Origin of the sequence: Xanthomonas hortorum (assembly GCF_011305375.1) — a bacterium.
GTDB lineage: Bacteria > Pseudomonadota > Gammaproteobacteria > Xanthomonadales > Xanthomonadaceae > Xanthomonas > Xanthomonas hortorum_E.
This window is the reverse complement of the sequence record NZ_VCME01000004.1, coordinates 1-13005: the sequence shown is the minus strand read 5'-3', so window position 1 is coordinate 13005 and position 13005 is coordinate 1. Positions and strand designations below refer to the sequence as shown.

At 63.9% G+C, this 13005-nt stretch carries 7 protein-coding genes and 1 pseudogene; 6 read left to right on the top strand and 2 right to left on the bottom strand.

The window, feature by feature from the left end; all coding sequences use genetic code 11:
- Positions 1-88 precede the first annotated feature (88 nt).
- The 3 genes from FFY45_RS03110 (at position 89) to FFY45_RS03100 (ending at position 4588) form a co-directional block, all read left to right on the top strand.
- Positions 89-1969 carry a M61 family metallopeptidase gene (locus FFY45_RS03110; protein WP_176339394.1) on the top strand — a complete coding sequence of 627 codons (1881 nt, stop codon included), beginning with the start codon at positions 89-91 and terminating at the stop codon, positions 1967-1969.
- Positions 1970-2359: 390 nt separating this feature from the next.
- Positions 2360-3751, top strand: coding sequence for a DNA repair protein RadA (radA, locus tag FFY45_RS03105; RefSeq protein WP_176339393.1), 1392 nt, complete (start codon positions 2360-2362; stop codon positions 3749-3751).
- A gap of 450 nt (positions 3752-4201) precedes the next feature.
- Positions 4202-4588, top strand: a complete 387-nt coding sequence (locus FFY45_RS03100; protein WP_006450581.1) for a DUF805 domain-containing protein — start codon at positions 4202-4204, stop codon at positions 4586-4588.
- A gap of 121 nt (positions 4589-4709) precedes the next feature.
- Here the strand turns inward: FFY45_RS03100 and FFY45_RS03095 are convergent, their stop codons facing one another.
- Positions 4710-5495 carry a winged helix-turn-helix domain-containing protein gene (locus tag FFY45_RS03095; protein WP_023903139.1) on the bottom strand — a complete coding sequence of 262 codons (786 nt, stop codon included), beginning with the start codon at positions 5493-5495 and terminating at the stop codon, positions 4710-4712.
- 922 nt (positions 5496-6417) lie between these two features.
- Between FFY45_RS03095 and FFY45_RS03090 the strand changes: the two genes are divergently transcribed.
- The 3 genes from FFY45_RS03090 to FFY45_RS03080 all read left to right on the top strand — a co-directional run bounded on the left by FFY45_RS03090 (position 6418) and on the right by FFY45_RS03080 (position 12211).
- A complete protein-coding gene (locus tag FFY45_RS03090) occupies positions 6418-7773 on the top strand; it encodes a helix-turn-helix transcriptional regulator (RefSeq protein WP_176339649.1) in 1356 nt (451 codons plus the stop codon).
- A gap of 217 nt (positions 7774-7990) precedes the next feature.
- Entirely contained in the window at positions 7991-9862 is a 1872-nt protein-coding gene (locus tag FFY45_RS03085; protein ID WP_176339392.1) for an ATP-binding protein, read from the top strand.
- Positions 9863-9886: 24 nt separating this feature from the next.
- Positions 9887-12211: a hypothetical protein gene (locus FFY45_RS03080; RefSeq protein WP_176339391.1), complete on the top strand. Its 2325-nt coding sequence runs from the start codon at positions 9887-9889 to the stop codon at positions 12209-12211.
- A gap of 666 nt (positions 12212-12877) precedes the next feature.
- Here the strand turns inward: FFY45_RS03080 and FFY45_RS03075 are convergent.
- Positions 12878-13005 (bottom strand): annotated as a pseudogene (locus FFY45_RS03075) (EF-hand domain-containing protein); the annotation flags it as partial.

Here is a 13005-nt window from a genome sequence, read left to right as displayed (position 1 = left end):
CCTGCGGCATGACCAATGGCATACGGGGAAGCCGTGGTGGGCGCTTAGCATCGTAGGCTTGCCTGTTCCAGGTCACTGCGGAGTTGCGATGAAGATGCCTACCCTGTTGTCCGTGTCGCTGCTGGCAGCGCTGTCGTTGCCCGCCGCTGCGCAAACCGCGCCGCCGCAGGACGTGCCGTTCGAAGGCAGCTTGAAGATCGATGTCGATGCCACCGATCTGGCGCACCGCATCTTCAAGGTCAGGACCACCATGCCGGCAAAGCCCGGCCCGATGACGCTGCTGTATCCGCAGTGGATCCCCGGCAATCACTCGCCGACCGGGCCGATCGACAAGCTCGCCGGTCTGGTGATCAAGGTCGATGGCAAGGTGGTGCCGTGGACGCGCGATCAGTTCGACGTGTATGCCTTCAAGATCGATGTGCCGCAGGGCGCCACCGAGCTGGTAGCCGAGTTCAAGTTTCTCTCGCCGCAGGCCAGCAACCAGGGCCGGGTGATGATGACCCCGGAAATGCTCAACCTGCAGTGGAATACCACCGCGCTGTATCCGGCCGGTGTCTTCGCACGCAACATCAAGACGCAGGCCAGTGTGACCTTGCCCAAGGGCTGGGACTACGCGACCTCGCTGGAAACCCAGAGCCGGGTCGGCGACACGGTGACCTTCAAGCCGATCGACTTCGACGATCTGGTCGACTCGCCCATGTTCGCCGGCAAGTACTACAAGCGCGTGGAGCTGAGCGGCGGCAAGCAGCCGGTCTACCTCAACGTCTTTGCCGACGAAGCCAAGTCGCTGGATGCCAAGCCGGAACAGATCAAGGCGCATGCGGCGCTGGTGCAGCAGATGGACAAGTTGTACGGCGCGCGCCATTTCGACCATTACGAATTTTTGCTCGCGCTGACCAAGAAGCTGGGCGGCATCGGCCTGGAGCATCACCGTTCCAGCGAAAACAGCGGCGTGCCGACGTATTTCACCGAGTGGGACAAGAGCTGGACCGGGCGCGACCTGCTCGCGCACGAATTCAACCATTCCTGGAACGGCAAGTATCGCCGCGGCGCGGATCTGGCCACGCCTAATTTCAACGTGCCGATGGGCGACAGCCTGCTGTGGCTGTACGAAGGCCAGACCCAGTTCTGGGGCGAAGTGATGGCCGCGCGCTCGGGCCTGTGGACGCAGGATCAGGCGCGCGACATGCTGGCCGGCGTGGCGGCAAGCTACGAGCGTGGCCGCCCCGGCATGGCCTGGCGCACCGTGCAGGACACCACCAACGACCCGACCATGTCGATGCGCCGCCCGAAGGCGTACCGCAGCTACCAGATGAGCGAGGACTACTATTCCGGCGGCCAGATGATGTGGCTGGAAGTGGATAGCAAGCTGCGCGCGCTGACCAACAACAAGCGCTCCATCGACGACTTCGGCAAGGCGTTCTTCGGCATGAAGAACGGCGATTGGGACGTCAATCCGTACACCTTCGACGACATCGTGACCACGCTCAACGGCGTGGCCGCCTACGACTGGGCGAGCCTGTTGCGCAGCCGCATGGACGGGCACGGGTCGTTGAACGGCGGCATCGAAGCCAATGGCTGGAAGCTGGTCTACAACGAGGAGCCGAACCTGGCCACCAAGGCCGACGAGAGCGACGACAAGGACGCCAATCTGGCCTATTCGCTTGGCGTGTCCTTGAAAGCCTCTGGCGACATCGGTGATGTGCTGTGGGACGGCCCGGCCTTCAATGCCGGCCTGATCGCCGGCAACACGATCGTGGCGGTCAACGGCCGCGCCTTCAGCAGTGAGGTGATCAAGGACGCGATCACGGCGGCCAAGGGCACCACCGCGCCGATCGAGCTGCTGGTCAAGCGCCTGGATCGCTACGACACCGTGCGCATCGATTACCACGGCGGCCTGCTGTATCCGCATCTGGAGCGCATCGCCGGCAAGCCGGATCGCTTGAGCGAGTTGTACAAGGCGCGTTGATGGGCGCTGCCCGCTCGGAGCTGTTCGAGCGGGCAATGGCAGGAGCCGGAGCTGCATGGTCGGTTGCGATCGATCATGCAGCTTCGGAGATTGATATTCGTCGCTGCCGATACCGACTGATCGATAGAAAGATAGTGCGCTAGCCAAGTGGCCGGCCTCGTCGATGCCTCCCACGTAGAGCGTCGTTGTTGAAATTTCCAGTTGCACGCAATCCAACAGCGCGTCAGCTTGGACGATTCCCGATTCCCGATTCCCGATTCCCGATTCCCGAATCCCGAATCCCGAATCCCGAATCCCGAATCCCGAATCCCGAATCCCGAATCCCGCGTCGCGCATCCTGAGACCGGCGGCGACTATGCTGTCGCTCCAGAAACGATTGGCTAACTGACGATGGCGAAGGCAAAAATAGCCTATGTCTGCGGCGAGTGTGGCGCCGAATACAACAAGTGGCAGGGGCAGTGCACCGAGTGCGGGGTTTGGAATACGCTCAGCGAAATCGTGCTCGAAAGCGCAACCCCCGGTGGCAAGGCATCGCCGGCGGCTTCGCGCCGCACCGGTTGGTCGGGCAAGACCGAGGCGCCCAAGATCACCGCGCTCAAGGACGTGCGCCAATCCGAACAGTCGCGCGTGTCCACCGGCATCGGCGAGTTCGATCGGGTGCTGGGCGGCGGGCTGGTCGAAGGCGCGGTGGTGTTGATCGGTGGCGACCCCGGCATCGGCAAGTCGACGTTGTTGCTGCAGGCATTGGCCAGCATGGCCAGTACGCTGCCGGTGCTGTACGTGACCGGCGAAGAATCGCTGGCCCAGGTCGCAGGACGTGCGGTGCGCCTGGATCTGCCGTTGGAAGGCCTGAATGCGCTGGCCGAAACCGGCGTCGAAAACATCCTGCAGCACGCCAGCGTGGCGCGGCCGAAGCTGATCGTGGCCGACTCGGTACAGACCTTGTGGACCGAATCGCTGACCGCAGCGCCGGGCTCGGTGAGCCAGGTGCGCGAGAGCGCGGCGCGGCTGGTGCGCTATGCCAAGGAAACCGGCACCGCCGTCTTCCTGGTCGGCCATGTGACCAAGGAAGGCGGCATTGCCGGGCCGCGCGTGCTGGAGCATATGGTCGATGCGGTGCTGTACTTCGAAGGCGAGAGCGGCAGCCGGTTTCGCTTGTTGCGCGCCTTCAAGAATCGCTTCGGTGCGGTCAACGAGCTGGGGGTGTTCGCGATGGGCGAGAAGGGCCTCAAGGAGGTCTCCAACCCGTCGGCGATCTTCCTGTCCGGCGGCAGCACCCAGCAGCCCGGCAGTTGCGTGATGGTTACCCGCGAAGGCACCCGGCCGTTGATGGTGGAAGTGCAGGCGCTGGTGGATGCCTCGCCGTTGTCCAATCCGCGTCGGGTCGCGGTGGGGTTGGAACAGAACCGGTTGGCGATGCTGCTGGCGGTGCTGCATCGCCATGGCGGCATCGTGGTGGGCGATCAGGACGTATTCGTCAACGTGGTTGGCGGCATCCGCGTGCAGGAAACCGCGGCCGATCTGCCGGTGTTGCTGGCAGTGTTGTCCTCGTTGCGCGACCGGCCATTGGCCGAGAAGACGATCGCCTTCGGCGAGGTGGGGTTGTCCGGCGAGATCCGGCCGGTGCCCAACGGCGAGGACCGCCTGAAAGAAGCCGCCACCCATGGCTTCAAGCGCGCGATCGTGCCCAAGGCCAATGCACCGAAGACCACCAGCATCAAGGGCATGGAGATCATTGCGGTGGAGCGTCTGAGCCAGGCCTTGGAAGCGGCGGCTGACTGAGCTCCACGCAGAGCGGGGTGGGTGCTGCGCTGAGCAGTGTCGAACGTGGCGGCAGCATCGCCTCGACCATGTCAGGCAGCCGCATGTTGCGCTCGTCCCGACCATTGCCGGCCGACCGTCAATGAGCGATCGGACGCCCTGACGATCGCCTCTCATGAGCGCACGCTCAGCCAGAGTCATCGTTGAAAACCTGGCGACCTTCAGTGCGCGTCACGAGCTGCGGCGGCGACGTGCCGGGTGCAGAACGTTAGCCGGTCTGGTTGGTGCGTTGACCGCGCCTCTCCGCTGCGACTGAGCGCTGCAAACCGTCTGTCGGATAGACGGCTGTATTTGCATTTGATTGTCGAGAAAACGTTTTCAGAAAGAGTGCGGCTATGGCACCATGCGCGGCCCGTTGCACCGTGCACCGGATCACAGACACCGCTGACTGCTCTTACCTGGAGAATCACAATGGAATGGATGTTGTTGCCGCTCAAGCGCTACGCCGACTTCACCGGTCGCTCGCGTCGCAAGGAATACTGGATGTTCTTCTTGCTGCAGATGATTGTTCTGCTGGTGCTGGGCGGCATATTCGGCATCGCGGCAGCGATAGGCGGCGGCGACAACGGCCCCGGCCCGCTGGCGTGGGTGGTGTTTGCCATCATCATGATCGTCGGCCTGGCAATGATCGTGCCGGGCATTGCAGTGACCGTGCGTCGCCTGCATGACCAGGGCAAGTCCGGCTGGTTCTATCTGATCAGCCTGGTGCCTTACGTGGGTGCGATCGTCTTGCTGGTCTTCATGTGCATGGACGGCACCCCGGGCCCGAACGAATACGGTGAAAGCCCCAAGCAGTAACCGGACGCACCGATCGATCGAACAACGGCGCAGGGGAGTCCCTGCGCCGTTGTCGTTTGTGCAACTTATTAGCTTGAAACAAGCTTTGCGTCGGCACGCACCACGTCAAGACGCGTCTGGATCAGCACGCCGCAGCGTGGCTTGCGGCGTTCTGGGGTGTGAGCTTGCCCGGAGTCACTGCATCTGTGTCATGCAGGGCAAGTTCCAGCTTGTAGCCATGCGAATACACGGTTCTGATGCGCACCGCGCCACTGTGATTGCACAGCTGCAACTTCTTGCGCAGCTTGTAGATGTGCTGCTCCATGGTGCGGTCGGTGAACTCGGTATGGCTGCCCCATACCGCCTTGGCCAACTGGCAGCGGCGGAAGCACACACCGGGGCTGGAGAACAGCAACCAGGCAATCGAAAACTCGCGTGCGGTGAGTACGATCGGCTTGCCGTGCAGATACACGGTGTTCTCGTCGCGGATCAACTGGTAGGGCCCAACGCTGAGCTGCTGCGTTTCCGGGCATGCCTGCGCCACCGGCGAGATCGCCAATGCCGCGCGGACATGCAACTCATGCGAATTGAACGGCAGCGCCAGCACGTCCTGCGCACCAGCGCGATACCAGGCCAGGATGTCGTTGGGGCAATCGAAGCGTCCCAGCACGATCAATGGCGTTGGATGGCCGCTATGGCAGCGCTGCCAGGCCAGCAGCGAACTATCGTCGGAGGCGACGCAGGTCGCATCGAACACCAGCAGCTCGCAAGGGGAATGTCGCAGCGAGCGCAGAAGTTCGAGTTCGTCGGAAAAGACCGCAAAACTCGGCGCGAGCGGTGCGAGGCTCGCGTTGACCTGCGAGGCCAGACGCGCATCCTGCGTCAACAGGAAAGCCGATCCTTGCTTGCCGGAAGCGTTGGCGTACATCAGCCAGCCTTCCCATGTCGGCATGCGTACCAGTCGTATGTCGGGTGCCTGTGACGGGCAGCCGGCGCCAATACAAAACCCACGTGTATAGATAAGTACATCGCCAAACCTTTCGGCTGCCAGGGAGGGTCTGACCGAGATCAGACGAATGGTATGTACCATTGGCGAGGCAGAAAGTTTCACTGCTGCGTACTTTTCTTCGGCTTTGCGTGGGTTGGCTTTAACGTGCGCTCAGATAGGCGTAACGGAGCTCTTACATTTAGGCATGGATGCGCAGGAAATAACAAAATTACGACATTGCTGCGGCGGATGGCCCTGCGGAAGCGCCAGAAAAACGCCTGGGCCCGCAGACATCCAGACCAATTGGTCAGGTATAGACCAAGGTATTGCAATTTATTCGCTGTTATAGCGCTTGTGGAATATGTCGGCGGTTTATCGACGCGGCGGATCGCCGAAGTTTCTATTCGCGGCGATTGCGTCTGTTACCACACGCAACCGACATGCAGTCATTGCCACGACATGCTTCGACAACGCGAGGTGCGTGTGGAAGCGAGATGTTCCGAGACGTTCCGGCACCGCCAGGGTCTTGCTGCAGGAGTCGATGTCTTCAATACGCAATCGCATGTCGTGCGATGTCCTGTGCGCGACATCGGACCTGGAGTGCAAAAAATGCCCACATGCTCTGCACGCTGTGCGACTGGCACGGCTCGGCACAGAGTGAGAATTTTTGATTTTCTTAGTGCCCCAAAGTGAGAAATTCCATTGGATCCGCTGCATACAATCGATTGCGCCAAAAGACCGGCGAAATTGGTTGTTTTTTGCTCATCCCCCTAAGAGAGAGCCTGGCATGATCCTTTCCACCTACCTCGCAGCGATCTCTGCGTTGTCGTACGCAGACCGTCTTCCTACCTATACAAGCAGGATGCTGGTTGGTGCCTGGCCGCAGGGTCTGCAACACCTTCAACAACGCCGCGACGGGCAGGCCGCCTCGGATGGCGGCGACGATGAAGTCAGCCTGCTCGGCGCCAGTGGTGACGCGCTGTTGATCCTGGAGTATCAGGAAGAAGCCGAAGATGAGTATCGGCATGCATTGAAGGCCATGCGTGGGCATCAACGGCAGTTGCGGCTGTTGTCGTGCCGCAACACCGCCTGGTTGATGCTGAGCCAGCGCCGGCTCAGCGCCGCGTTGAACTGTTTTGCGCAGCTGGCGATGGACCGCGAGACACCGTCCTGCCTGTGCGGCGAGAGCCTGTTGGGTAAAGCGTTGACGCACTTCCATCTGGGCCAGAGCACACTCGCGCTGCAGACGCTGGAGCGCGCCAACGAGGTGCTTTCGGAACTGGAGACCGGTGCGAGCGATTGGCTGCGGATCGCCACCGCGCTGCGCCTGGACATGATTGCGCAACTGCGCATCCGTCGCTCCGATCGCATGAGCGACCACGTGTTCTGGCAGGCCACGCTGCGCCAGGAAGATGCGGCGCATGCCTTCGAGCCCAACGAGCTGCGCGCCTGCATCGCCGATCTGGCCGAGAGCATGCCGGTGCTCGCCCAGCGCATGCGGCATGTGCGCAACCTGTTGCGGATTGCCGGTGGCGATACCTTCGGTTTCGATGCGCAGATCGATGCGTTGCCGGCTGCGGCCACCGGTTGCCCGCCGTGCGCCCGCCAGGACGCGCAGGTGGAACTGGCACTGGCTGCGTTGGCGGTGGGGCGTGCGGATCTGGCCGAGCGTGCGTTGGCCGGTGCCGGCCGGCACCATGCGCCGCGCTGGAACCTGGAGTTCGAGTATTGCCAGGCCAAGATCAGCCAGGCGTTGGGCAAGACCGAGCAGGCGTTGTTGCTCTACAACCGGTACGCGCTGGGTGCGGTGCAATGCCTGCGCAGCGAAGTGCAGGCGCCGCGCCTGCTGGAAAGCGGTACCCCGGCGCATGTGAGCGACGACATCTCGGCGCGCCTGCCGGCCAAGTACCGGCGTGCCTACACCTACATGATCACCAACGCGCATCGCTCGGATCTGTCGATCAATGAAGTGGCTGCGCAGATCGGGGTGACCGGGCGCGCCTTGCAGCAGGCGTTCAAGTCCGCCACCGGGCTGTCGCCGACCCAGGTGCTGCGGCGTTACCGGATGCAGAGCATCCGCGACGAATTGCTGGCCGAAGGCGGCTGCGGCAGTGTGCTGCAGGCGGCAAGCCGTTGGGGCGTGGGCAGCCGCTCGGCGCTGGCCAAGGGCTACCGCCAGCACTTCAATGAGGCACCGATGGAAACCTTGCAGCGATAATGTGTCTGGCGCCACGGCCGTGCAGTCATGCGGGCCGTGGCGCTTCGTTTCCGGTGGGTGATGCAGCAGCGATGTCCGGTCGCAGTGCGGTGGAGGGATCCGAATTGAGACGTGCGTGCGTGCGGCGTGGCTTGCGGCTATGCTTTCCGGCTCGCATTGCCACCCAGGAAGGCGCGTCCGAGGATGGGCGTGGCCGCCAAGGAAACGACAGACGATCATGCAAGATCACACCTCCGAGGCGACGGACGCCTCTCAGATCCGCCGTGCAGGCGTCGATCTCAACGGACTGATGTCCGTCCTCAGCAAGCACCTCTATTCCACACCGGTGGTCGCGTTGCGCGAGTTGGTGCAGAACGCGCACGACTCGATCCTGCGCCGCCGCCTGGAACAAACCGACTGGCAAGGCGAATCGCGCATCGAAGTGCATGCCGATGCGGCCCAGGGCATCGTGCGCATCGTCGATACCGGCGCCGGGCTGACCCAGCAGGAAATTCACGATTATCTGGCCACCGTGGGCGTGGGCTACACCCGTGGGCTGCGTCAGGGCGGGCACGAAGACAGCGGCCTGATCGGCATGTTCGGGCTGGGGTTTTTGTCGGCCTTCGTGCTGGCGCGCCGGGTCACCGTGCGCACCACCTCGTACCAGAGCCCGACGCTGGGGCATTGCTACATCTCCAGCAACGCCGAGCAATACACGGTCAGCCCGATCCCGGCGCGTGCGCAGGTCGGCACCGAAGTGGTGCTGGAACTGCATGAGGACTATCTGTCGTTGGCCCAGGAAGGGCGGCTGCGCGAGATACTGTCGCGCTACTGCGCGCTGTTGCGCGAGCCGATCTGGATCGGGGGCGATGCGCAGGCGATCAACCCCGAGCCGCCACCGTGGCGCATGCACGATGCGGTGCCCTTGCATCCGGTGCAGGCCTGGCGGCGGCAACGCGAGTTTGCCGCGCGCTTCGAGCGCAACTTCGAACCGCTGTGCTGCATGCCGGTGCGTACGGAGGAGGGCAGCGATGCGGTCGGCTTGCTATGGGTGCAGGACGGGGCGACCTACGGCACCAGCGACAACCGCAATCTGTCGGTGTTCCTGCGCGGCATGCTGCTGGACGACAACGCACGCGAGCTGCTGCCGCCGTGGGCGGGCTTCATCGGCGGGGTGATCGAATCCAATCGACTGACGCCCACCGCCAGCCGCGAGGATCTGCAGCGCGACTCCACCTACACGGCGGTGCAGCACGCGCTGTCCGAAGCGCTGGTGCAAGGTCTGGCCGATGTCGCACGTCAGCAGCCGGAAGCCTGGCGACGCATCCTGCTGCGCCACAACGAGGCCTTGCTGGGCGCGGCCTTGTGCGACGAGCGCCTGTTCGAGTTGCTGATGGAACACGTGCGGGTGCCGACCTCGCAAGGCGATCTGCCGGCGCAGCAGTTGCCGGCGCGTGGCGCAGTGCATGTGATCCTGGACAGCGACAGCGGTTTCGAAGAGATGCTGTTCCGCGCGATGGGCGTGCCGGTGGCCTACGGAAATCGCTATGCGGTGGTGCCGTTCCTGCGTCGCTGGGCGCAGGCCAAGGGCGTGCGGCTGGTGGAGCTGGGCACCGAGCAGGGCAACCGGCAGTTGTTCCAATTGGACGACAGCTTGCCGGCCGACGAATTGGCCTGGCTGGAACAGCATCTGGGCGATGGCGAAGCCTTGGTGCCGGCGCGTTTCAGCCCCGAAGCATTGCCGTTGGTGGTGGTGCCCGACCGTGAGGCCGAACTGAAACGCCGTCTGGAGCAGGACGAAAACGACAAGCGCGTGTCCACCGCTGCGTTGCGGCTGGCCCGGCAGTTCACTGCGGGGATCGAAGCACGCCAGACCCAGCGGCTGTATCTCAATCTCGACAACCCGGCGCTGCAGGCACTGCTGGCGGCGCAGCGCGCCGGCAATCCGCAGGCGGCGGTGGCGGCGCGGCTGCTGCGCTCACTCAAGGTGATCGTGTCGGCACAGGGGCGCACCCAGCCGCAGCCGGGCGCCAGCGCGTCGGGCGGATCGGATTTGAACCGGGCTTTCGGCGATCTTGCCGAGGCCGTGACCCAACTGCTGGCGCGCTGAGCGCCGCATCGAAGGAGCAACAGGATGGAGATCTGGAACTGGGTTGAAAAGCTGCAGGACGATCTGGGCGAAGCCGGTCAGCCGCAAAACGCGCAACTGCTGACGCGCCTGACCGACCATATCTGCGACCTGCAGATCGAACGCGCCGAAGCGCTCTTGCCCGAGGCGCGTGCGCTGGGCAAGACGTTGGCCAATCCGTGGCTGGAGGTGTTCGTCGGGCATTGGGAAATGCGCAACCGGGTCGGCAATCTATGCGAAGGCGAGCGTGCGCTGAGCGATGCGGTGACGCTGTTCGAGCGCGCGCATCGCGCCGATGCGGTGGAGTGCCCGCAATCGGTGTGCGTGACCCAGGATCTGGCCGCGTGCTACGCCAATATCGACGGGCCGGGCTGGGTGGAAGAGCGCATCGAAGTATGCGAGGAAACGCTGGGCCGCATCGACCCGAGTTGGTCGTGTTACCAGTGTCTGAGCTGCGAAAAAGCCGACGCCTTGCTCGACGATGGGCGCGGCGAGGCGGCACTGCATTATCTGGAAGAGCAGTCGCAGACCATTCTTGCGCATGGCGGGCAGATCTACGACGGCGTGCCGGACATGCGCATCTCGATCCTGCTCTCGCTCGGCCGTGCAGAAGAAGCGCTGGCGCTGATCGAACAGCGCGAACGCGAGGCCGCACGCGAAGGTGCAGAGTGGGCCAACTGCAGCCAGCCGCGGCGTTTGCAAAAGGCGCGCGCATTGGCGCTGTTGCATCGCGACGATGAAGCGCTGGAGGCATTTCTGCCGTGGCGCGAGGTTGCGCCGCGCTATCGCATGCACTGGTTGCGTGCGGTGGTGGTGCTGGTGTCGCGCACGCCGGAGCGCAATACCTGGGATCTGGGCAGCCGCTTGCAGGTGATGCTGGATCATTACGCGCAGGTCGGTGCGCATCGCATCCTGATCGACGCGGCCGAGATGGCGATCGAGCTGGCGTTGCAGCGTGGTGCGGTGTGGACCGCGCGCCGGCATCTGGCGCTTGCGCGTGCGCATGTGCCCAAGTTGCGGCAGGACCGTGGCGCCACGCAATTGCTGGACCGTTTGGCCATGCGCATCGAGACCGCACCGGCGGGCGAGGCGCCGCCGGTGCCTGCCGCGCAGCTGCTGGAATGGCTGGAGGCGCAAGCCGAAGACGTGGTGCGCAACCCCGAGCGCGAAGCGCAATGGTTGCTGCAGGCAGTGGCCGAGCGCCCCGACGATGCCGAGTTGGTGGACACCACTGCGTCTGCCTTGAGCGCGTGTGCGGCCGACGATGAGGCAATTACGCTGCTGTGGGCATTCGTGCAGCGGCATGCCGATCGCGAGACCAGCCCGACCTTCCGGCTGATGAATCTGTTGCTGGGCCGTGGCGACGACGCCGGCATGCGTCGGCTGGCGCAGCTGTATCGCCCGTTGGTGCCGGTGGCGGCGCTATGGTGCGAAGCACAGCTGGCCCAGCGGCTGGCCGATTGGCCGGCGCTGGAACAGGCCTGTATCGCGTTGCTGGAACTGTCGCCCGGCTCGCATGGCGCACGCGGTTTGCTGGGGCGCATGTATCTCAACACCGGGCGCTTTGCCGAAGCGGCCGAGGTCTACCGGCAGCTGACTGAGCTGATGGAAGAGCCGCGCTCTGCGCATTGGGATCACATGACCGCGGCCAGTGCGGCGCAGCAGTGGGAGGCAGTACGTGCCTCGGCGCTGGCGATCGGCATGGAGCTGAGCAGCACCAGCGGTGTGGTCGAAGAGAACTGGGGCTGGGTGATCGTGCGTTGTGTGGACGACGGCGAGGCGGCCGAGTATTACGCGCGCCGCACCGGCCCGGTCACCGCGCGCATCCTCGAAAACGCGCCTGCGCATCGGCGTCAGCATGTCGGCGATTGGGTGGTGTTCGATGCCGAGTTGCTGTATCCGCCACCGGAAGACGAGGCCGAGCGCGAGCGTTTCGTACCGACCTACGCGCAGGTGCATGTGTTGCAGGCGGGCGGTTACGGCAGCAGTTGGTTGGTGGATGGCGTGCATCCCGGCGATCCGGCGATCGAGGCCTTGCGCGAAGAGATCGAGGCCCGCGGCTGGAAGCTGTGGGTGCACAGTCGCGACGATTATCACGTGATCGATCCGCAACATCCGGATGCGTTCGACCCGGAAGATGCGAGCACGGGCCTGCCCGGCGTGTTGTTCACCGTAGCGCTGCCGGAAACGGCGGCGCCGTTGGAATTGCATCGGGCCTTGCTGGCCGCCACCGCGCAGTGGCCGCACACGATGTGCTGGCTGCGTTTGGCCGAGGCCTGCGATCAGGATCCTCGCCCACATCTGGACGCAGTGGAGCGTTACGGGCTGTAAGGGCGGCGATCAGCGTCATCGCGCAGCCGCTTAGGTCGTGTGCGGGGATAGTCGATGCGCGGTACTGCATCCGGTGTCCCACTGCGGTACGCGTGCAAGCGCCTGCAGCGTACCGAAGCATTCCCACGAAAACCTGCTGACTTCGTGTGCGTGGTCGGCTTGCGCGCGGTGCCGCATCCGGTGTCGGGACACGCCGCAAGTACGTCCATGTAGGCTCGGTGGCGGCATCCATGCCGCCACACGGTCCCGCCCCCGGATGCGTCACCGCGCTCCGACTCTTCGCGGGTGCTGATCGGCAAGCAATGGCTTCAGGCAGGCGTAGTGCCTGCGGATTGCAAAGTCGATTTCCGCAGTCGATGTGGTTGGCATCAACCCATCGTTTCGCCATTGAAGGTCACGATCCGAGGAAGGGTCCGTCAACCAGTCGCCGCTTTCCTATCGCCACCAATCACGTGTGGTGGTGCTTGCGCGCGTCCCGGCGTGGGACCTTACGCGGCATGGATGCCGCGTAAGAGCCTACACGGACGTACTTGCGGCGTGTCCCGCGATGGTGGGCGGGCAAGGACCCTGCAGCCAAACAGCAGATCAGCCGCTCCACAAGTGATCTGTTCGCACAGACTGATCACTTGCTCCAAAGGTGATCCATCCGCACCCACCTATCACCCCTCAGGGCTTGGCCGCAGCCTTGTCATCGCTGGTACTGAACACCGTGCGGCAATCCACACGGATCTGCGCATCGGTGCTGCGCCAATAGAACAGGTCGCAATGGCGCTTTCCTTCGACCGTCTTCTTGA

Excerpts from the sequence above, each read along its gene's own strand:
- FFY45_RS03110 (WP_176339394.1), top strand. The coding sequence starts at position 89 with ATGAAGATGCCTACCCTGTTGTCCGTGTCGCTGCTGGCAGCGCTGTCG.
- radA (WP_176339393.1), top strand. The coding sequence starts at position 2,360 with ATGGCGAAGGCAAAAATAGCCTATGTCTGCGGCGAGTGTGGCGCCGAA.
- FFY45_RS03100 (WP_006450581.1), top strand. The coding sequence starts at position 4,202 with ATGGAATGGATGTTGTTGCCGCTCAAGCGCTACGCCGACTTCACCGGT.
- FFY45_RS03095 (WP_023903139.1), bottom strand. The coding sequence starts at position 5,495 with ATGTACGCCAACGCTTCCGGCAAGCAAGGATCGGCTTTCCTGTTGACG.
- FFY45_RS03090 (WP_176339649.1), top strand. The coding sequence starts at position 6,418 with ATGCTGGTTGGTGCCTGGCCGCAGGGTCTGCAACACCTTCAACAACGC.
- FFY45_RS03085 (WP_176339392.1), top strand. The coding sequence starts at position 7,991 with ATGCAAGATCACACCTCCGAGGCGACGGACGCCTCTCAGATCCGCCGT.
- FFY45_RS03080 (WP_176339391.1), top strand. The coding sequence starts at position 9,887 with ATGGAGATCTGGAACTGGGTTGAAAAGCTGCAGGACGATCTGGGCGAA.